This window comes from Rhizobium sp. AC27/96 (assembly GCF_001692325.1).
In the GTDB taxonomy this organism is placed as follows: Bacteria; Pseudomonadota; Alphaproteobacteria; order Rhizobiales; family Rhizobiaceae; genus Rhizobium.
This window is the reverse complement of record NZ_LXKN01000033.1, coordinates 1-17,733: the sequence shown is the minus strand read 5'-3', so window position 1 is coordinate 17,733 and position 17,733 is coordinate 1. Positions and strand designations below refer to the sequence as shown.

18 protein-coding genes are annotated in these 17,733 nt (G+C 60.0%); 8 read left to right on the top strand and 10 right to left on the bottom strand.

The features are described 5' to 3' along the window. The first annotated feature begins 265 nt into the window (after positions 1–265). Positions 266–526, top strand: coding sequence for a DUF2188 domain-containing protein (locus tag A6U86_RS23945; RefSeq protein WP_068396179.1), 261 nt, complete (start codon positions 266–268; stop codon positions 524–526). Between the two features lie 70 nt (positions 527–596). On the opposite strand, the gene glgX is transcribed toward A6U86_RS23945, so the two are convergent. Further along, complete coding sequence (gene glgX, locus A6U86_RS23940) at positions 597–2,672, bottom strand: glycogen debranching protein GlgX (RefSeq protein ID WP_068396223.1); 2,076 nt, start codon at positions 2,670–2,672, stop codon at positions 597–599. Positions 2,673–2,899: 227 nt separating this feature from the next. Between glgX and A6U86_RS23935 the strand changes: the two genes are divergently transcribed. After that, positions 2,900–3,466 (top strand): response regulator, encoded by a 567-nt coding sequence (locus tag A6U86_RS23935; RefSeq protein WP_244510075.1) that lies wholly within the window; start codon positions 2,900–2,902, stop codon positions 3,464–3,466. A gap of 193 nt (positions 3,467–3,659) precedes the next feature. Here the strand turns inward: A6U86_RS23935 and A6U86_RS34870 are convergent, their stop codons facing one another. Beyond that, a complete protein-coding gene (locus A6U86_RS34870; RefSeq protein WP_077467589.1) occupies positions 3,660–3,806 on the bottom strand; it encodes a DUF1127 domain-containing protein in 147 nt (48 codons plus the stop codon). A gap of 369 nt (positions 3,807–4,175) precedes the next feature. Here A6U86_RS34870 and A6U86_RS23925 point away from each other — a divergent pair, with 369 nt between their 5' ends. Continuing rightward, on the top strand, positions 4,176–4,379 hold the full coding sequence (locus A6U86_RS23925) for a cold-shock protein (RefSeq protein WP_068396169.1): 204 nt from the start codon (positions 4,176–4,178) through the stop codon (positions 4,377–4,379). Positions 4,380–4,532: 153 nt separating this feature from the next. Here the strand turns inward: A6U86_RS23925 and A6U86_RS23920 are convergent, their stop codons facing one another. From A6U86_RS23920 to A6U86_RS23900, 5 genes are all read right to left on the bottom strand, one after another. Then, positions 4,533–6,341: an ABC transporter ATP-binding protein gene (locus A6U86_RS23920; protein WP_068396166.1), complete on the bottom strand. Its 1,809-nt coding sequence runs from the start codon at positions 6,339–6,341 to the stop codon at positions 4,533–4,535. Positions 6,342–6,409: 68 nt separating this feature from the next. Next, positions 6,410–7,963, bottom strand: a complete 1,554-nt coding sequence (locus A6U86_RS23915; RefSeq protein WP_068396163.1) for an ABC transporter substrate-binding protein — start codon at positions 7,961–7,963, stop codon at positions 6,410–6,412. 112 nt (positions 7,964–8,075) lie between these two features. Next, positions 8,076–8,996, bottom strand: coding sequence for an ABC transporter permease (locus A6U86_RS23910; RefSeq protein WP_068396161.1), 921 nt, complete (start codon positions 8,994–8,996; stop codon positions 8,076–8,078). Continuing rightward, a complete protein-coding gene (locus tag A6U86_RS23905; protein ID WP_068396159.1) occupies positions 8,993–9,916 on the bottom strand; it encodes an ABC transporter permease in 924 nt (307 codons plus the stop codon). The genes A6U86_RS23910 and A6U86_RS23905 overlap by 4 nt, the downstream gene beginning before the upstream one ends. Continuing rightward, positions 9,909–10,778 carry a metallophosphoesterase gene (locus A6U86_RS23900; protein ID WP_068396156.1) on the bottom strand — a complete coding sequence of 290 codons (870 nt, stop codon included), beginning with the start codon at positions 10,776–10,778 and terminating at the stop codon, positions 9,909–9,911. The genes A6U86_RS23905 and A6U86_RS23900 overlap by 8 nt, the downstream gene beginning before the upstream one ends. 159 nt (positions 10,779–10,937) lie before the next feature. On the opposite strand from A6U86_RS23900, the gene A6U86_RS23895 reads away from it, so the two are divergent. Together A6U86_RS23895 and A6U86_RS23890 are read left to right on the top strand one after the other, a co-directional pair. Beyond that, a complete protein-coding gene (locus A6U86_RS23895) occupies positions 10,938–11,666 on the top strand; it encodes an HAD-IIA family hydrolase (protein ID WP_068396152.1) in 729 nt (242 codons plus the stop codon). Positions 11,667–11,788: 122 nt separating this feature from the next. Continuing rightward, positions 11,789–12,670, top strand: coding sequence for a MurR/RpiR family transcriptional regulator (locus tag A6U86_RS23890; RefSeq protein ID WP_068396151.1), 882 nt, complete (start codon positions 11,789–11,791; stop codon positions 12,668–12,670). Between the two features lie 90 nt (positions 12,671–12,760). Here the strand turns inward: A6U86_RS23890 and A6U86_RS23885 are convergent, their stop codons facing one another. Both A6U86_RS23885 and A6U86_RS23880 read right to left on the bottom strand, forming a co-directional pair. Beyond that, the gene (locus A6U86_RS23885; RefSeq protein WP_068396221.1) at positions 12,761–13,393 is read right to left on the bottom strand and encodes a PQQ-binding-like beta-propeller repeat protein; all 633 of its coding nucleotides are present in this window, start codon (positions 13,391–13,393) and stop codon (positions 12,761–12,763) included. Between the two features lie 46 nt (positions 13,394–13,439). Then, on the bottom strand, positions 13,440–14,660 hold the full coding sequence (locus tag A6U86_RS23880) for a DNA-binding protein (RefSeq protein ID WP_068396150.1): 1,221 nt from the start codon (positions 14,658–14,660) through the stop codon (positions 13,440–13,442). 119 nt (positions 14,661–14,779) lie between these two features. On the opposite strand from A6U86_RS23880, the gene A6U86_RS23875 reads away from it, so the two are divergent. After that, a complete protein-coding gene (locus A6U86_RS23875) occupies positions 14,780–15,577 on the top strand; it encodes a thioredoxin family protein (protein ID WP_068396148.1) in 798 nt (265 codons plus the stop codon). Further along, positions 15,577–15,837 carry a hypothetical protein gene (locus tag A6U86_RS34865; RefSeq protein ID WP_083196967.1) on the top strand — a complete coding sequence of 87 codons (261 nt, stop codon included), beginning with the start codon at positions 15,577–15,579 and terminating at the stop codon, positions 15,835–15,837. Before A6U86_RS23875 ends, A6U86_RS34865 begins: the two co-directional genes overlap by 1 nt. On the opposite strand, the gene A6U86_RS23870 is transcribed toward A6U86_RS34865, so the two are convergent. Beyond that, on the bottom strand, positions 15,798–16,580 hold the full coding sequence (locus tag A6U86_RS23870) for a helix-turn-helix transcriptional regulator (RefSeq protein WP_068396146.1): 783 nt from the start codon (positions 16,578–16,580) through the stop codon (positions 15,798–15,800). The genes A6U86_RS34865 and A6U86_RS23870 overlap by 40 nt on opposite strands. Positions 16,581–16,708: 128 nt before the next feature. Between A6U86_RS23870 and A6U86_RS23865 the strand changes: the two genes are divergently transcribed. Continuing rightward, the gene (locus A6U86_RS23865; protein ID WP_068396142.1) at positions 16,709–17,476 is read left to right on the top strand and encodes a metallophosphoesterase; all 768 of its coding nucleotides are present in this window, start codon (positions 16,709–16,711) and stop codon (positions 17,474–17,476) included. The last annotated feature ends 257 nt before the right edge of the window (positions 17,477–17,733 follow it).

The following is a 17,733-nucleotide window of genomic DNA, read 5'->3' as shown; positions in this document are numbered from 1 at the left end:
CGCGGCCCACCTCACGACAATCAAAACCATCACGGGCGCCTTTCGGCTCGATCGGAACCCTGTCGCTGTGCAAGCCGATCTCAAGGTAGCACGACCTATTCAATGCCGTTCATCCGGCCAGGAGCTGGCTTCGCTGATCGGCGGCTGCCTCCGCGAAGGGCGCGCAAGTGCGCCCTATATGGTTCATCATCGCGCTGATGCTCGCAGGCATATTGGAATGGAGCCGCCACGCCCTACCTTCCTATTACTTGCAGGAGGAAATGGGATGACGGTTACCTATCATGTGGGCAAGCATGACGGCGGATACGCATATCGGCTTGGCGATGTTTGGTCGGAGACATTTCCGAACCACGACAGTGCACTCGCTGCAGCCAAGTCTGCCGCACAGCGGCAGCATGTCGAAGGGCGCGATGCCGAGATATCGTACCAGCTTCCCGATGGGCATTGGCAGACGGAACATGTCGGCGGAGGAGATCGTCCTGATACCGAAGTGATCGACGACGAAAAGGACCGGCATCATAGATAGGCTGACAGCGCTGCGCCCCGGAAATGAACGGGAACATGAGAACGACTAGCTACTCGACCCTCCAGAGGGTCTAGCCGACACGCAAAACCGTCAGGCTCCGGCCCTCGACCCGCAGGCCTTGCTCGCTAGTTGCGTCGTCTGTCGTGGCTGCCGAATCCGATGTCGTGAGCTCCACGATCCAGCGCTTGTCGCCAGGAAGATTGAAACTGGTCTCTTCTTCCCGCGGATTAAATAGAAGTAATACGTCGTCCCATCCCGCCTCGAAGGGCTGCTCGCGCGATAAACGCAGCGCTATGGTCGTGCTCTCATCGTCTTTCCAGCGTTCTTCCGTCTGCTCGCCGCCATCGGGATTGAGCCAAACGACCCTCAGGCCATCGCGCCAGCTCTCCCGTCTGAAAATGGAATGGTCCTGGCGCAGTGCGATCAGGCGCCTGGTGAATGCCTGCAAGGCCTCCGTGCTCTCATAAGGATGCTGCCAATTCAGCCAGCTTAGTTCGGTGTCCTGGCAATAGCCGTTATTGTTGCCCATCTGACTGCGTCCGAATTCATCGCCGGCAAGCAGCATCGGCGTCCCATGCGACAGGAACAGGGTCGCCAGCAGGTTCCTCCGCTGCCGATCCCGCGTCCGGATGATGCCCTCATCCTCGGTCGGACCCTCGGCCCCGTAGTTGAAACTGCGGTTGTCGTTGTGGCCGTCCTCGCCGCCTTCACCGTTCGCCTCATTATGCTTGTCGTTGTAGGAGACGAGGTCGTTGAGCGTAAACCCGTCATGGGCCGTGATGAAGTTGACGCTCGCCCATGGCCTGCGCCCGCGCAGGTCATAGACATCTCCCGAGCCCAGAACCCGCGCCGCGAAATCTCCTGTTGTGCCGGGTGTGCCCTTCCAATAATCACGTATCGTATCGCGATACTTGTCATTCCATTCCGCCCAGCCCGGCGGAAAGCCGCCGACCTGATAGCCGCCGGGGCCGATATCCCAAGGTTCGCCGATGAGCTTGACCTTGGAAAGCACCGGATCTTGCCCCACCGCATCGAAAAAGCCGCCACGCTGATCGAAGCCGTTCGGCTCGCGGCCGAGAATGGTGCCGAGGTCAAAGCGGAAGCCGTCTACATGCATTTCCTCAGTCCAGTAGCGAAGCGAATCCGTCACCAGCTGCAGCACGCGCGGATGCGACGTGTTGATGGTATTACCCGTGCCGGTATCGTTGATGTAGTAACGGGGCTCGTCCGGCATGGTTCGATAGTATGAGAAATTGTCGATGCCCTTGAACGACAAAGTCGGACCGAGCTCGTTGCCCTCGGCCGTGTGGTTATAGACGACGTCGAGGATCACCTCGATGCCGGCATCGTGGAAAGCGCGCACCATCTCACGGAAACCCGAAAGCCCCTTCGGCCCGTAATAGCGCGAGACCGGTGCGAAAAAGGCAAGCGAATTGTAGCCCCAATAATTGCGCAGGCCTTTGTCCAGCAAATGGCTGTCATCGGGAAAGAAGTGGATCGGCAACAGCTCGATCGAGGTGATCCCAAGGCTTTTGACGTAGTCGACGATCGCTTTCTGACCCAGTCCGTCGAACGTCCCGCGCAGGTCCTCGGGAATTGCAGGATGAAGCATCGTCATTCCCTTGACGTGGGCTTCATAGAAGATCGTCTGCGACCATGGCACGGATGGCTTTTGGCGGGCCGATTTCCCTTCCTCACCAAGGTCGATGACACGGCACTTCGGCATCTGCGCGGCGCTATCGGTCTCGTCGAAGGAGAGATCTTTCTGGTCGTCATCCAGCCTGTAGCCGAACTGCGCCTGCGACCACTTGATATCGCCCACCAGCTCGCGAGCGTAGGGATCAATCAGCAACTTGTTCGGATTGAAACGATGACCCTTCTCCGGATCGAATGGCCCGTGGATACGGTAGCCGTACAAGGCGCCGGGTTTTAATCCCGGAATATAGCCATGCCAGATCTCGTTGGTATATTCGGGCAATTCGATCCGCTCTATTTCCCGGCTGCCGGTCTCATCGAGGAGGCACAGCTCAACCCTCTCGGCATGGGCGCTGAAGAGTGCGAAATTGACGCCAAGTCCATCGTAATTGGCGCCGAGCCGCGTGAAATCACCCGGCTCTACCGAATGCCGCCTTGCCTCGTCTGTCATGGAACCCTCATCGTTAATGCGCACCAGAAACACGGTAATGGCGCGCTTTGTTCCGTCGGATCGGGACACTTCTGCCAATAGCGCGGCCGCCACTCAGCCACTAGCGATGAGGGGCGCGATGGGACCAACGAGCAGTGAACTCGCACCGTCCGGTCACTTTTTCGAAACTTTCATATTGGCCCGGAACCGCGCCCGTCCGTCGACGTTAGAGGCGATAACGGAGGAATATGATGACGGATGAAAGAATGGCTTGGATCAACGCGCGCGCCTATGACCTGTGGCAGCACGCGGGGCGACCTCAGGGCAAGGACCATGAGCATTGGCTGCAGGCTGTCGCGGAACGCGATTTGATGGAACAGACGCGGGCATCCCATGACGGCGCCGAAATCTTGGCGCGCAACCAGGCCGATGCGCGGGAAACGAACCGACGCCATCGAGTGCTGATCGTCGAGGACGAGCCAATTCTGCGTCTTGACGCTATCGATATTCTCAAGGGGGCCGGTTTCGACACACTTGAAGCAACCAATGCCGATGAAGCCCTGGTGCTCTTTAAGCAAAACCGGATCGATACCCTCTACACGGATATCAACATGTCGGGATCGATGGATGGTCTCGGCCTTGCCAGGAGAGTTTTGTCTCTGTGGCCGAAGACCAGGATCATCATCGTATCGGGGTTTGTCCGGATGGCCCGTTCGGACCTTGCCCGGGGGATGGCCTTCGTCGCAAAACCTGTTTCGGCGGCAACGCTCGTGAGGTTGGTATCAGCACGCGGAACGGCGGATGCCTCTCCATAATGGGAGGTGCGACCAGCCAAACTATTCGAATTTCGAACCCAAAGCGATATCGACCGCAATTATCGGGCTTGGATTGAGGTCGCCGCTCGGCAACGGCTTGCCGTGCAAACCGGCTTCGATCCGAAGCCGAAACGCAAAAACGCCCGCGTCATGAGCGGGCGTTGAGCAATCAGGAAGATTAAATGCTATGCAATTAACGCGCAAGCGATGCGCGGGCGACGGTGCGGATATCAGCCCGGTCGATGCCAAGGTCTTCCAGCTCGCGGCTGGACATGCGACCAAGTTCGTTAACGGTCTGACGGAACCGGCGCCAGTTGTTGAAAGAGCGTGCTACGTTCATGATAATCCCCTTTCTGAGGGCTATGACGTCAGCAACCTTGCTTGGCTCCGGCGTCGTTTCGATGATTGAGATATAGCCATTTCAATCGATTTAAAACAGAGACAATCCATCATTCCACCCATGCATTGAATGCATGGGTTCTCGTGGATCAGAAAGAGGTGATCGTTTTTTAGGCTCCGGGTGACCGACGCTACCGATCCACCTTGAGACTGGTGTTCGAGGCGGTCGCTCGCCAAAGTCCGGCTCAATGCCCAGATTTCCGGTGAATGCCGAAACTACAGAAACATGGCGTATTGTTGATCATGAAGCTTACGAGCTATAAGGTCGTCGGGCGAGCTAGATGGCCGTCGAAGATTAAGAGGAAGTGTTATGCCTACAGGGACCGTAAAGTTTTTCAATGAAGACAAGGGTTTTGGCTTCATTACCCCCGAGAACGGGGGAGCGGATGTGTTCGTTCATGTGTCTGCCTTGCAGCGGGGCGGTTCGCTCAGAGAAGGTGAAAAGGTCAGCTACGAATTGGGCCAGGATCGCAAGACCGGCAAGTCGAAGGCCGAAAACGTCAGCGTACTCTGATCGTATCGGTTAGACGAATGTCTACGGATTAGCCTGATTCAATATAAGAAATTGGGCCGGGCTAAACCAATCCCATGTCTCATGGGATTGGGACCGTGGGCGTCGGCGCAGCCGACGATTGACTTATTTGCGCTGGCGGAGCTCCAGCGAGCCTCAATCCGAGAGCACATAGTGGTCGTCTGAAACCTTTTGGTAGATTGCCTCAGGGGCTACATGTCCGACCGGCTTCAGCGGAGATCCTGACGGATCGGCAACAACCGCATTGACCCGCCTTCTCGCCGGATCCGGATTCGGCACAGCCGACAACAGCGCACGTGTATAGGCGTGACTGGGATTGCCGAAGACATCGGCGCGCGTGCCGATCTCGACGATCCGGCCCATGCACATGACCGCCACCCGATGGCTCATTCGTTCCACCACCGCCATATCATGCGAGATGAACAGATAGGAGAGGCCGAACTCCTGTTGAAGCTCGATCATCAGGTTGACCACCTGCGCCTGGATGGAGACGTCAAGTGCCGAGACGGGCTCGTCGGCAACGATGATCTTCGGTGAGAGCGTCAAGGCGCGAGCGATACATAGGCGCTGGCGCTGGCCGCCGGAGAATTCATGTGGGTAGCGGTCGAGATGGTCGGCTGACAGACCGACTCTTTCCAACAGATTCACCACCCTGTCACGCAACGCCGTGCCCATTTCGACGCGGTGGACGATCAGCGGCTCCGCCACCTGGTCGAATGCCGTCAAGCGCGGATCGAGAGCCGCATAGGGATCCTGAAAGACGATCTGCATGTCGCGCCGGCGCGCCTGCAGCCTCGGCCCTGAAAGAGAAAGAAGATCTTCCCCGGCAAGCTCGACATTCCCGGATGTCGGCTCAATCAGACGCAGGATGGAGCGGCCGGTCGTCGATTTACCGCAACCGGACTCGCCGACCAGAGCCAGCGTTTCACCTTCACGCAGGTCGAACGAGACATTCTCGACGGCATGAATATTGGCGACGTGCCGCTGGAATACCCCCTTTCGGACCGGAAAACGGGTCACCAGATCGCGTACGCGCAGAAGCGGCTGTTTCTCCGCTTTGGTTCCTTCCTGGCCCACCGGTAAATCCGGCGTCTCGTCGCCAAAGGCGCGGGGTCCGGTAAAGGCGGCCATCGAGCCAAGTTTTGGAACAGCATTCAGCAGTTGGCGTGTGTAGGCTTCTGTCGGTGCTGCAAACAAATCAGCCGTGAGGTTCTCCTCGACCTTACGCCCCTGGCGCATGACGACGACCCGATCGGCAATTTCGGCGACGACGCCCATGTCATGGGTAATGAACAGCAGCGACATTCCGTCCTGCCGGGCGAGCTCCTTCAACAGATCGAGGATCTGCGCCTGGATGGTCACGTCCAGCGCCGTCGTCGGTTCATCGGCAATCAGAAGCCGCGGCGAACAGGCAAGCGCCATGGCAATGACGACGCGCTGACGCATGCCGCCCGATAGCTCATGCGGAAATTGCCGAAAGCGGGTCTCGGCTTCTGGAATGCGGACGCGCTTCAGCAGTTCGAGCGCTCGCGCCGCGGCCTCCTTGCTGCCGAGGTTCCTATGATGCCTGACGACTTCGGCGATTTGCTCGCCGATGGTGAAGACGGGGTTCAGGCTGGTCATCGGCTCCTGGAAGATCATGGCGATCTCGTCGCCGCGTACCCTCTCAAGCTCCACCTCGGGCAGGGTTGCGAGATCGCTGACGCTTCCATGGCGCCTTGAGAATTTCAAGGCGCCATGGTCGATATGACCGCCGTTGAAGGCGGTGAGGCCGAGGATCGCCATCGCGGTCACTGACTTCCCTGATCCGGACTCCCCCACGACGGCAACACACTCGCCCGCTTCGATACCAAACGAAAGATCGTCGACCGCAATGAGCTTGCCATTGTCAGTCTGAAAGCTGACGCGGAGATTTTCGACGGAAAGAAGCGGTGCCGTAGCCATCGTGGGCCTCAAATGGACGAATGGGAGGAGGCCACCGGGTTGCGGAACAACCCGGTGGCACAATGCGATCAATTGGTGGCGATTGAGACGGCGCCGGCGCGGAAGTCGAGAACATAGGGAATATGTCCGGGCAGCGGCTTCCAGTCGATCTTCCGGCTCATGCCGTAAGACTCGTACGGCCGATAGAGCGGGATGAACGGCGCTTCGTCCTTCACATGCTCCATCATTTCGGCATAGGCCTTCTTGCGCTCGTTGACGTCAGTGGAATAGCGGAACCGCTCCCACATGGCATCATAGGCTGGCGTGGACGACCATGAGGCTTCCGTACCTGCGCCCTTGGGAGCCCACATCGTGCCGAAGGAGCCGGCTGGGTCGGCAAAGTACATCGGGTTCGACCAGTTACGCGCGTCCATGTCGGGATTGGCGGCCGTCCACTTTGGCGTGACGTTGATGTTCATCGGAACACCGACGGCTGCCCACATTTCCTTGATCGCCTGCGCCGCCAAAAGCCCGTTGGTATAGTAGGTGGCGTCGGTATCGTAGCGCACGGGCGAGCCGTCATAGCCGGCCTCTTTCAAGAGCTGCTTTGCCTTCTCCGGATTGTATTCAAAGGTCTTCAGCTCCGGCATGTAAAGCGCACCATACTGCGGATAGGTATGGGTGCTGGGAACGACGGCCTTGCCGAGCCACAGCGACTCGTTGAGCAGGTCGCGGTCGATCGCCAGACTCAGCGCCTCGCGGATCCGCTTGTCCTTCAGCACGCCGTTCTTCGTGTTGAAGATGACGACGTGGAAGAGCGGCGTGACGGCGCCTTCGATCTTGAGCTGCGGATTGGAGGCGATCGCGTCGAGCTGGTCCGGCGGTACGTTGGTGATGAGATCGACTTCACCATTGGCAAGCGCCGTTGTGCGCGCGGCCATTTCCGGGACACGACGGATGGAGACCGTTTCAAACGGCGCCTTCTCACCGAAGAAGCCGTCGAAGCGCGTGTAGGTCAGGCTTTCATTCGGCGTGTATTGGGTAATCTTGTAGGGGCCGGTGCCGATCGGCTTCAGCGCGAAAGCGTCGAAGTCGGATTTCTCAAGCGCATTCGGATCGCCCGAAAGGCCCATAATGTACTTCTTCGGAACGATCGATCCTTCCGAGGTGTTGAGGAGCGTCTCGAAGAGCGGTTCCGGCTTCTCCGTCGTGAAACGGACGGTGCTCTCGTCAATGGCTTCGACCTTGACGAAATTGGCGAAAAACTGGCGATGGATGCCGGCAAACTCCGGCGTCATGTCCTTGAGCAGGCGCTCGAAGGTGAAGACGACATCGTCGACCGTCAGCGGGTCACCGTTCTGAAACTTGACGTCGTTGCGGATCTTGACTTCGAATACGGTCGGAGAGACCTGCTTCCACGAAGTTGCAATCCCCGGCTTGAAGGCTGCTTCCGGCTTGGAATAATCCTTCTCGATCAGCGGATCGAAGGCGTTGTAGTACATTTGCGAGCCCGTATTGCTGAAGTCCTTGCCGGGATCCAGGAATGGCGGAAGGTTCTGAACGCCGACCCGCAGATCGGCGGCCATGGCCGAGGTGGAGAACAGCAGCGCCGCGGTCAGCGCGAGCGTTGTTTTCGATGTCATGACGTGTCCCTCTTGAGAGCAAGGTTTCCCCTTCCGTCCGGCGCGCGGCGCGGCAGGGCATGAGATAAAGGGGCTTGAATGCGAGGTCGCCAGCGGCCCGGCCGCGGGCGACCTATTTCAGTTTTACGTCGAGCGCATCGCGCAGCCAGTCGCCGATCAACAGCACCAGCAACGACACGACCATGATCATCAGCGATGGCGCCAAAGCGACCCAGGGAGCTGTGGCAAGATAATCTCGGCCAGCCCCCACCATCGAACCCAGCGTCGCGGTCGGCGGCTGGACGCCGAGACCGAGGAACGACAGCGACGATTCCAGGAGGATCAAGGCGGAGAAGGTCATGGTCCAGATAACGATGATCGGCGACGTCACATTCGGGAGAATGTGACGGAAGAGGATGCGCGCATGCGAGGCACCGGCTGCCCTCGACGCTTCGATGAAAGGCTGCCGCGAGACAGACAGCACCTGAGCGCGCACGACACGGGCATAGACTTCCCAGCCGGAAAGCCCGATGACGGAAATCAGCACCGCCAGCGAGTTCCCAAGCATGGCAATCGTCAGAAGCGCGATCAGCGTGAAGGGAACGGCCATCTGAACATCGACGATGGCGATCAGGAAGGCACCGAGCCGGCCGCGGAAATATCCGGCGACCACCCCGAAAGCGACACCGACGAGGAGGCTGATGAAGCTGCCGGCAAGCGCGATCAGCATCGTCAATTGCAGGCCGGACAGGGTACGCGAAAGAACGTCGCGTCCGAGCTCATCCGTGCCGAGCAGGTGGGTTGCCATCGCCCGGTCGAAACCAACAGGCGGACGAAGACGGGCAAGCAGCGTCTGCGCATTGGGATCGAATGGTGCAATCGCGGGGCCTGCGAGCGCCAAAGCAAGAACAACGGCAAGGGCGGCGAGATAAACGCACGGCATCAGCCCGGCTTTCGCCAAGAGACGCCCGACACCGCTCTTGGCCGTGCGTCGCGGCGCCTTGGCGGCTGGTTTCAACGCTATCGTTTTCGGGGATGTGGCGATGTCGCTCATGATGCGGCTACCTTCACACGAGGATCGATCAGGGCATAAATGACGTCGATGACGACGGAGGTGATGACCACCAGGCTGGCAATGAAGATGACGCCGAACTGCAGCACCGGATAATCACGGCCGATGGCCGCATAGACGACGAGGTCACCGATGCCCTTGGTGGCAAAGACTGCCTCGACCAGCACGCAGCGCCCGACCATGCCGGCCACCTGCAGGCTGATGATGGTGACGACAGGGATCGCGGCATTGCGCAGCGCATGCTTGCCGATGACCAGCAACTTCGGCAGGCCTTTGGCACGGGCAGTGCGGATATAGTCCTGGCTCATCACGTCGAGCATGGCGTTGCGGGTAAAGCGCAGGATTTCGGCCACCATGAGCGCCGACAGCACGAGCGCCGGCATGACGAAATGCAGCGGCGTTGCCGAGCCCGAGCTTGGAAACCAATGCAGCCTCAGCGAAAAGACCAGGATCATCAGGATAGCGAGGACGAAATTCGGCGTCGCATAGCCGATAAAGGCCACCCCCATGATGATAGACCCGATCCCCTTTCCCCGTTTCAACGCAGCGACGATGCCGAGCGGCACGCCAACGGCGATGGAGAAGAACAGCGCATAGGCAAACAGGATCAGCGTATTGGGCAGGCGTTCGGCATAGATGTCGGCGACCGGCCGCCGCTCGTAGAGACTAAGGCCGAAATCGCCCGACAGCAACCCGCGCACGAACTGGAAGAACTGCACCCAGATCGGCTGGTCGAGACCCAGCTGTTGAACCATCGCCGCGCGGGTTGCCGCATCGGTTCCGGGCGGGAGCAGATAGTCCATCGCATCGCCCGAAAGCCGGGTTGCCGCGAAAACGGCAGCGATCACGACGCACAGCGTGATGATCGCCCCGATCGTGCGCCGGGTCAGGAAATCAAGCACGAGCCTGCTTCCTTCTCTCCGCCCAATCGATCTCGGAGAAAGGCTGCATCGGCGCAACCCACGGGCGCTCGCCAGATTTACGGAAGGGGACGCGAACGTGGAACGGATCGTTGCCATGGACGTCGATGGTGAGCTCGCCATCCTTGATCTCGAGATCGGCATAGGCAGCTGCCGTCAATGGCATGGTGGTAAAGCGCTCGCTCAGCGACTGGATCGTCACGTGCTGGATGTTGCCGACATTGGTGATGGTGTTCCAGTGAACATGGCCTGCGAGCCAGAGTGCGGCATTACCGGTTTCCTCCACCGCTTTGCGGACAGCCGCATGGTCGGGATAGGTCGAATATCCGGCATTGCGTTCGAAATAATAATTGCCGATCTGCGAATGGCCGGAGAGCGGGACATGTGTCGCGATAATGGCTGAGCGCTCATCCGCCTTGAGAGCTTCCACCAGCCATTCCAGATGAGCACCGGTGCTGTTGAAACCTGTCTCCATGTCGATCTTCACGTCCGGCTGCCAGGCGATCAGCCGGAATTCGCCGAGATCGTGGACGCTGCTCTGCATCGATTGACCGAAGATCGCTTCATTATCGGTAATGCTCAGATTGTTGACGTCGTGATTGCCGAGCACATGGACGCGCTTGCCGGGAAAAGTGGAGAAGATCGCGGCAAGTTCCGAGGCGAAACGATAGTCGTTTTCATACGTCGTATCAGAGATGTGGTCGCCGAGATCGAGGACCAGATCGACATTCCGCTCGATGGCACGATCAATGAACTGCCTCACCACAGGCAGGCCATCCCAACCGGCTTCCTTCGTGTGAGACTGGGGGCCGTGATGGATATCGGTGATGATTGCGATCTTCATGGAGATGCTCCTGCGCTGGTCGTTTGGGGCTTTCGACCCCGTCTTCGACAGCAGGAGTACGCTGGATCGATGACAGTTTCATGAACTAATCTCAATATTATTTATCATTGACATTGAGTTTTCCTCAATTCACATATCGATGACAACAGAGGAGCGGACGTGCCTGATCTCGATATCGATGCAAGAGGTTATCTTATTGATCTCGATGGAACTTTGATAAGCGGCCAAACCGTCTTGCAAGACGCGCGGTGGCTGCTGAATGCCGTCGCCGGCCGGTTCGTTCTCGTTTCCAACAACGCCGAACACACGCCGGCTCAGCTTTCCAGGATGCTGCAGACCATCGGTCTTGCTGTCGATGCCGACAGCATTATTCTCGCGGGAACAAGCGCGATCGACAGGATCGCTGCCGAGCAACCCGGCGCCTCTTTGCTGTTGCTTGCCAGTCCGGCACTTCGTTCTTACGCAAGGCGCAAGGGCTTCTATCTGGACGCCGCTCGTCCGGACGTCGTGCTCGTTGCCCGCGACCGGCAGTTCTCCTATGCGAAACTCGCAGCTGCGGTCTCGGCACTTGCGGATGGCGCTCGACTTGTCGTCGCCGCGCCGGATCTCAGCCACCCTGGCGCCGACGGCCGGCCTGTTCCGGAAACCGGAGCATTGGCCGCCGCCATCATTGCTTGCGCCGGCACGCGCGACTACACCGTCATCGGCAAACCGGAACGGGCGCTGTTCGAGATGGGATGCCGCCGCCTCGGCATCGACTTTTCCGATGCCGTCATGATCGGCGACAATCCCCAGACCGATGGGCTAGGCGCCCGACGCCTCGGCATGCGCTTCTGGCAGGTGCATGATGGCAGCATAAGACATACGCCGCAGCTTGCGGTGGTCTAGGACAATTCCAGCAAAATGCGCAGCGTTTTGTATAGGGAATTGTGTGAAAGCAAAGGAATAGAGCATTTCCGTCTCTCCATTTAGAACGGACATGCTCCAAGATAAGGTGAGGTAGTTTTCGCATGGCGGTGGAACGAGACAAGGCACCCAGCACGCAGGAGTTTTCCGGCGTCATCGATCGTATCCGCGCGGTGCGCAAGGATCTGGCGCCGACGGCCGGCCGGATTGCCGACTTCATCACGCAGCACGCCTCGGACGTGATCCATATGTCCGTCACGGAAGTCGCCGAAAAGGCCGGTGCCAGCGAGGGGAGCGTCATTGGCTTCTGTCAGACGATAGGCGCCAGGGGCTTTCAGCAGATCAAGATCTCGCTCGCCCGCGATCTCGTTCAGCCGGTCCAGTTCATCCATGAGGACCTGACCCCGAGTGACAACATCGCCTCGGTCGTCGAGAAAGTATTTCAGTCCGACCTGCAGGCGCTTCAAGACACGCAAAAGGCCCTCGACATTGCTGCCCTATCGCGCGCGGTCGACGCCATCCGCAAGGCAAGCCGCGTCGAGGTGTTCGGGATCGGCAGCGCCGCTCCGATCGCCGAGGACATGAATTATCGTCTGCTGCGCATCGGCATTCTCTCCCGCGCAAGCGTCGACAGCCATGTGCAGGCCATTGTCGGATCCCTGGCGGACACCTCGACCGCCGTCATCACCATCTCCCATTCCGGCAGCACGGTGGAAACCCTGACGGCAACGCGCCTTGCCAAGGAGGCCGGCGCAACCACCATCGCCATCACCAATTTCGGCAAATCCCCCCTCTTAGCTCATACCGATATCGTCCTGAACACACTCGCCCGCGAGACCCAGTTCCGCACAGAGGCCATGACCAGCCGTATCGCACAGCTCGCCATCGTCGACGCCCTCATCGCCTGTCTTGCCCTTGCCGACTATGAGCGGGCCACCCAGACCATCGCAAAGACATTCGACGTGCTCTCGACAAAACGCGTTTGAGTGAAAGACCACGACCAACCCTTGTCGAGCCTCATGCAGCTTGTGGCAGGAAAGACTTTGCGTTCTCCAGCAGGTCACCCCAAGGCTGCTTCAGCGTGGACGGCGGATTGCCCGCACCTTGCCGCTGCCGCCGCCACCGGCGAAGAAGCGATCCCCGCCGTTGGATTCCAAGCCTGAAACGCCGGCACCTTCGGGCATTTCCAACCGCTCCAGTACTTCGCCGGTGACAGGATCGATGCGGCGGACATCGCTTTCATCGCCCTCCCAGGTGCCATGCCACAACTCGCCATCGACCCATGTAACACCAGTGACAATGCGGTTGGATTCGATTGTGCGCCTGATAGCGCCGGTGTCGGGATCGATCTCGATGATCTTGCGGCCGCGATGCTGGCCGACCCACAGGCTGCCCTCGCACCAGGCGAGGCCTGAATCGCCGCCATTGCCGGGCGCAGGAATGGTCGAGACTATCTTTCCGGTTTCCGGGTCGAGCTTGTGGATCCGGTCTTCGGCGATCTGATAGAGATAGCGCCCATCGAAAGCAGTGCCTGCATGCGAGGCGACGTCGATCGAGCGCAGTTGCGCACCGGTTTCCGGGTCAAGGGCATGCAGCTTTTCGCCGGAGGCGAACCAGACGTGCCGGCCATCGAAGGTGACGCCATTGACGCGGGGCGCATTGTCGAAGGGGCCATATTCGCGAATGACCTCGGCTTGAGACTTTTTCATTGTATCCATCCTCCACTCAGAAGCTGTTGAATTCGATGGCCCAATCCTAGTCGCTCGGCAGAGGTCCCGGGAGTAACAATGTCGTCGGGAAGCCGACGACCGGCGGCATCATCCAGCGGCGGGCGCGGCCATTGCCAACACCTTGCACCTTGCCGCTGTTCGCTAAGCCATCAAGCGCGCGCTGCACCGTGCGCGGGCTTATCCCAAGTGCAATCGCCAGCGCCGAGCTTGACCAGGCCTCGCCATCCGCCAGCAAGGCCAGTACCGGTGCATGCTCCGCCTCTATGGGTGGCGCCAGCACCACGATATCGCGTTTCCCATGCGCGGTCAGTGCAAAGCCGCGCGCCGTCGCGCCGATATCGGCCAGCGGCTCCAGCGCTGCACGCAGCCTCCCGATCTCGACCCTCAACCGCGCCCTGTGGGATTCGTCGGCGTGACGGGCACGGAAGGCATGGGAGAGCAGCGTCTCGCGCGATGCATCGGCCGGGGCCGCTTCGGCGAGCACGCGCGCCAGCGCAAATAGAACCGGCCGGCTTGCCAAGGAAACGATGTCATTGCCGCGGCGCACGACGTTGCGGCTGGCGTCGACGACCAATGCGCCGGACGATAATAGCACCTCCACCTCGCCGAGTGACAGCAAACGTTCCGTGCCCCTCGTAAGCAACCGCGCGACTGGCACCTCGAGAGCATGCGTTGCGTCGCGTACTTCGACGCTGAGGGCCGGAATACCGGCCTTCCGCGCCGCTTCGGCTGCACGCACCAGAGCAGCACGGGCCGGCGCTGTGCGAATGCGGCGGATGGCAATGCCGGCAACCGCGAGCTCATGGCTTGCCCTTGCAGCCGGCGGTAGCGGTGAGGAGTCAAACTTGGCGACCAGCCGCTCTGCTTCGTCGAGATGGCCGACAAGCAGCAGGCGGCGGATCTGCAGGTTGCGGGCATGGGCGGCATTGATGCGATCGCCATGCCTGTCGAGAACGGCGCGCGCCGTCTCCAGCACTTTTTCGGGCCAGCCGAGATCGCGCGAGACGAGGGCAATCTCCGCTTCGGCCACGATGCAACGGGCACGGGCTACGGTCTCGCGGGGGCCGAAAGCACGCGCGGCACTCTTCAGCAGCGCCTTGGCCCGGTCAAAATCACCGAGCTGGGCCATGGCAATGCCGCGAAGCGCCAGCGCCGGAGCATCGTCGCGCAGCGCCACGCGCTTCATGGCTCCCAGCGCATCGCCTGATGCAAGCGCCTGTGCGGCCGCGACGATCAGCGAGTCCATCGAAATCCCGTCACACTTGTAACTCCCACCCGTCCGACCCCTAGCGGTAAGTTATTCCTCATCGGGCGGCAAGATGCTGCCCCCGCCGTAACCCAACCCGCAGACGAAGGAGAAGATCCATGACAACGCACAGGACAGGAGCGCGCAAGGAGTGGCTTTCGGCCCGGCTTTCCCTGCTGGAGCAGGAAAAGGAGCTGACACGGCGCAGCGATGAAATTGCCGAACACCGCCGGGAATTGCCTTGGGTCAGGGTAGAGAAGGACTATCGGCTCGAGACCGAAGAGGGGACGGTTCCGCTCTCGGCGCTCTTCAAGGGACGTTCGCAGCTTCTCGTCTATCACTTCATGTTCGGCCCGGAGTATACGGCCGGCTGCCCATCGTGCTCGTCGATTGCCGACGGTTTCGACGGCATTGCCGTCCATCTCGAAAACCATGACGTCGCCTTTTCAGCAGTCTCCCGGGCACCGCTCGAAAAACTGCAGGAATTCAAAAACCGCATGGGCTGGACCTTCGACTGGGCTTCGTCGGCAGACAGCGATTTCAATCACGACTTCAATGTCTGGTTCACGCCGGAAGAACAACGCGACGGCAGCATCGAATACAACTACCGCCGCGAGCCGCCAATGCCCGAGCCGCTGGCCGGCAAGACGGTGCAGCAATGGGAGCTGCGCGGCAGCGAAGGCCCCGTCGCCCAGATCGCCTCGATGACGGGAACGGATGTCGCAACCTATACGCGCGACCGGCCGGGCGTTAGCGCCTTCGCGATCCAGGACGGTGAAATCTATCACACCTATTCATCCTATGCCCGCGGGCTCGACGGCCTTTGGGGCATGTATCAATGGCTCGACCGGGCACCGCTCGGCCGCAACGAAACAGGTGTCTGGTGGCGCCATCACGATCGCTACGGAGTGGCCTGATGTCCAGATTGTCCGAAACACGTGCAAGGGCCGGCGCGCATGCCGCCGGCCTGCTTCAATCAGTAAGCGCCGCTCGCTGGCTTCAACTCGCCGCAGCGCCCGTCTTTGCCGGCATGGCATTGCTCACGGCACACGATCCCGCGGCCGACATGATGTGCTCGGCGCAGGGCGGCTCGATGCTAGGCGGCATGGTGCCGATGTATCTGTTGATGAGCCTGTTTCACCTGGGCCCGTGGCTGCGATTGTTTTCAAGGGATTGAGAGGCGAGCGAGCGTTGAGCCGGCGCGTCCAATGGAACCGGCTCCATCAACACTCGCTCCTCGATGCCGAAATGCTCTTTGAAATTCCGCCAGCCCTTCGGCGTCACCTCGACACTGCGCGACGCTTTTTCCCGCCGTATCCATCCCTCCGTACAGAGCAGATGGGTGAATTGCACGCCAAGCGGACCGGCGAGATGATGCTGCCGCTCCGTCCAATCGAGGCACTGGCGGGCAAGTCCCGCGCGGGCGGGTTTGATTTTCGCGACGTCAAGACCGATGCCTGCAAACCACTCGGCACCGACCGAGGTAACTTCGAACCGCTTGTTGTCAGTGGCCAAGAGACATCCCTTATCAAGCAGTCCCTTCGTAACCGCGACGCCGAGGCGACCCGCCAGATGATCGTAGCAGCAGCGGGCGAATTGCAGTTTCTGCGCCTCACGCGTCAACGCCTTCCTGCGCACGATTTCGACCGGACCTATCGACGCGAGGTTTTCGAGCGCCAGCGCGACATGCGGGCCGGCAAGGCGATAATAACGATGCCTTCCCTCGGTTTCGACCGCCAGCAGGCCGCCCGCCAACAGCTTGCCGAGATGGGAGCTGGCCGTCTGCGCAGTCACGCCTGCACAATAGGCGAGCTCCCCGGCCGGTCTCGCTCGACCATCAAGCAGAGCCACGAGCATCATGGCTCGGGCAGGATCGGCAATCAAAGCAGCTGCGGAGGCGATGTTCGGCTGCGAACCCATGTGTCTGGCTCCCTGTTTCAGGCCGAGAATAGCACGAAAGATGTTCGCATGTTTCGACACGCATCGAAACATCCCTTCCGGCCAGCACGCTAAGGTGCGGTGGTGGATGCATGCCATGGAGCCAGTAAATGACGAAGACCACGATTGCCTATTTCACCGATACCCATCTCGGCCAGAAGCTGGTCATGAAGAGTGAAATAGCCGGCAGCAAGATGCGCTACGACAATGCGCCCAAAGAACACGAGGACCGCCTGCGGCTGGTCCTCGATGACATTGCGGCCAAGGGTGTCTCGAGCGTGGTCTTTGGCGGCGACATCGGCACGGCGCAATCGGTTCGAGGCTTCTTCGCGCTTCTGAAGGAGTATGATTTCGCTGTAAGCGTCATCCTCGGCAACCACGATGACTATGCCGATGTCACGCAATATTGGAACGCCGGCGACAATGCCGTGAGCGGAAAGCTGTGTTTCTCACATACCGACGGAGATCTGAAGCACATCTTCCTCGACTCGTCCGCTAACGAGCTGGGCGCTGGCCAGCGTGCGTGGCTCGCAAGCGAGCTGGATGGCGTGGGCAAGGCCATACTCTTCGTGCACCATCCGATCCTGACGATCGACACGCCCGTGGATCAAGCCGGCGCTGCCCTGCGCGACCGGGATGAAGCCCGGTCGCTACTGCTTGGCTTCAATTGCGAGATATCGGTATTTTGCGGCCATTATCACATGATCGACGATCTCAGCGACGCCAATATCCGCCAATTCACCACGCCGGCGGTTTCCTATCAGATTGTCAAACAGTCCAATGAGCTTCGCGTCGATACGGGAACATCCGGCTATCGCATCCTGGAGATAGACGGCACCGAGATTGGAACCCGGGTGGTATCCCTGGCCAGAACTTAGGCTTCGTTCCAAGATAGTTCGACGCCCCCAGAGCCATCCATGTCCTTCGCGCCGGCGCAGCAATGTTGCTGCGCCGGCGACCGAATTGTCACTGCGCGATATCGGGGGTCGCAGCAACAATCTCCGACTGTTGGTTTGTAGCCTCTGGCGTCTTCTTCCCCTTGAAGATTCGGCGCACGGAGACGAAGAGCAGCGGGATGAAGAAGACGCCGAGGACGGTGGCGGAGATCATGCCGCCCATGACGCCGATGCCGATC

Excerpts from the sequence above, each read along its gene's own strand:
- A6U86_RS23945 (WP_068396179.1), top strand. The coding sequence starts at position 266 with ATGACGGTTACCTATCATGTGGGCAAGCATGACGGCGGATACGCATAT.
- glgX (WP_068396223.1), bottom strand. The coding sequence starts at position 2,672 with ATGACAGACGAGGCAAGGCGGCATTCGGTAGAGCCGGGTGATTTCACG.
- A6U86_RS23935 (WP_244510075.1), top strand. The coding sequence starts at position 2,900 with ATGATGACGGATGAAAGAATGGCTTGGATCAACGCGCGCGCCTATGAC.
- A6U86_RS34870 (WP_077467589.1), bottom strand. The coding sequence starts at position 3,806 with ATGAACGTAGCACGCTCTTTCAACAACTGGCGCCGGTTCCGTCAGACC.
- A6U86_RS23925 (WP_068396169.1), top strand. The coding sequence starts at position 4,176 with ATGCCTACAGGGACCGTAAAGTTTTTCAATGAAGACAAGGGTTTTGGC.
- A6U86_RS23920 (WP_068396166.1), bottom strand. The coding sequence starts at position 6,341 with ATGGCTACGGCACCGCTTCTTTCCGTCGAAAATCTCCGCGTCAGCTTT.
- A6U86_RS23915 (WP_068396163.1), bottom strand. The coding sequence starts at position 7,963 with ATGACATCGAAAACAACGCTCGCGCTGACCGCGGCGCTGCTGTTCTCC.
- A6U86_RS23910 (WP_068396161.1), bottom strand. The coding sequence starts at position 8,996 with ATGAGCGACATCGCCACATCCCCGAAAACGATAGCGTTGAAACCAGCC.
- A6U86_RS23900 (WP_068396156.1), bottom strand. The coding sequence starts at position 10,778 with ATGAAGATCGCAATCATCACCGATATCCATCACGGCCCCCAGTCTCAC.
- A6U86_RS23890 (WP_068396151.1), top strand. The coding sequence starts at position 11,789 with ATGGCGGTGGAACGAGACAAGGCACCCAGCACGCAGGAGTTTTCCGGC.
- A6U86_RS23885 (WP_068396221.1), bottom strand. The coding sequence starts at position 13,393 with ATGAAAAAGTCTCAAGCCGAGGTCATTCGCGAATATGGCCCCTTCGAC.
- A6U86_RS23880 (WP_068396150.1), bottom strand. The coding sequence starts at position 14,660 with ATGGACTCGCTGATCGTCGCGGCCGCACAGGCGCTTGCATCAGGCGAT.
- A6U86_RS23875 (WP_068396148.1), top strand. The coding sequence starts at position 14,780 with ATGACAACGCACAGGACAGGAGCGCGCAAGGAGTGGCTTTCGGCCCGG.
- A6U86_RS34865 (WP_083196967.1), top strand. The coding sequence starts at position 15,577 with ATGTCCAGATTGTCCGAAACACGTGCAAGGGCCGGCGCGCATGCCGCC.
- A6U86_RS23870 (WP_068396146.1), bottom strand. The coding sequence starts at position 16,580 with ATGGGTTCGCAGCCGAACATCGCCTCCGCAGCTGCTTTGATTGCCGAT.
- A6U86_RS23865 (WP_068396142.1), top strand. The coding sequence starts at position 16,709 with ATGACGAAGACCACGATTGCCTATTTCACCGATACCCATCTCGGCCAG.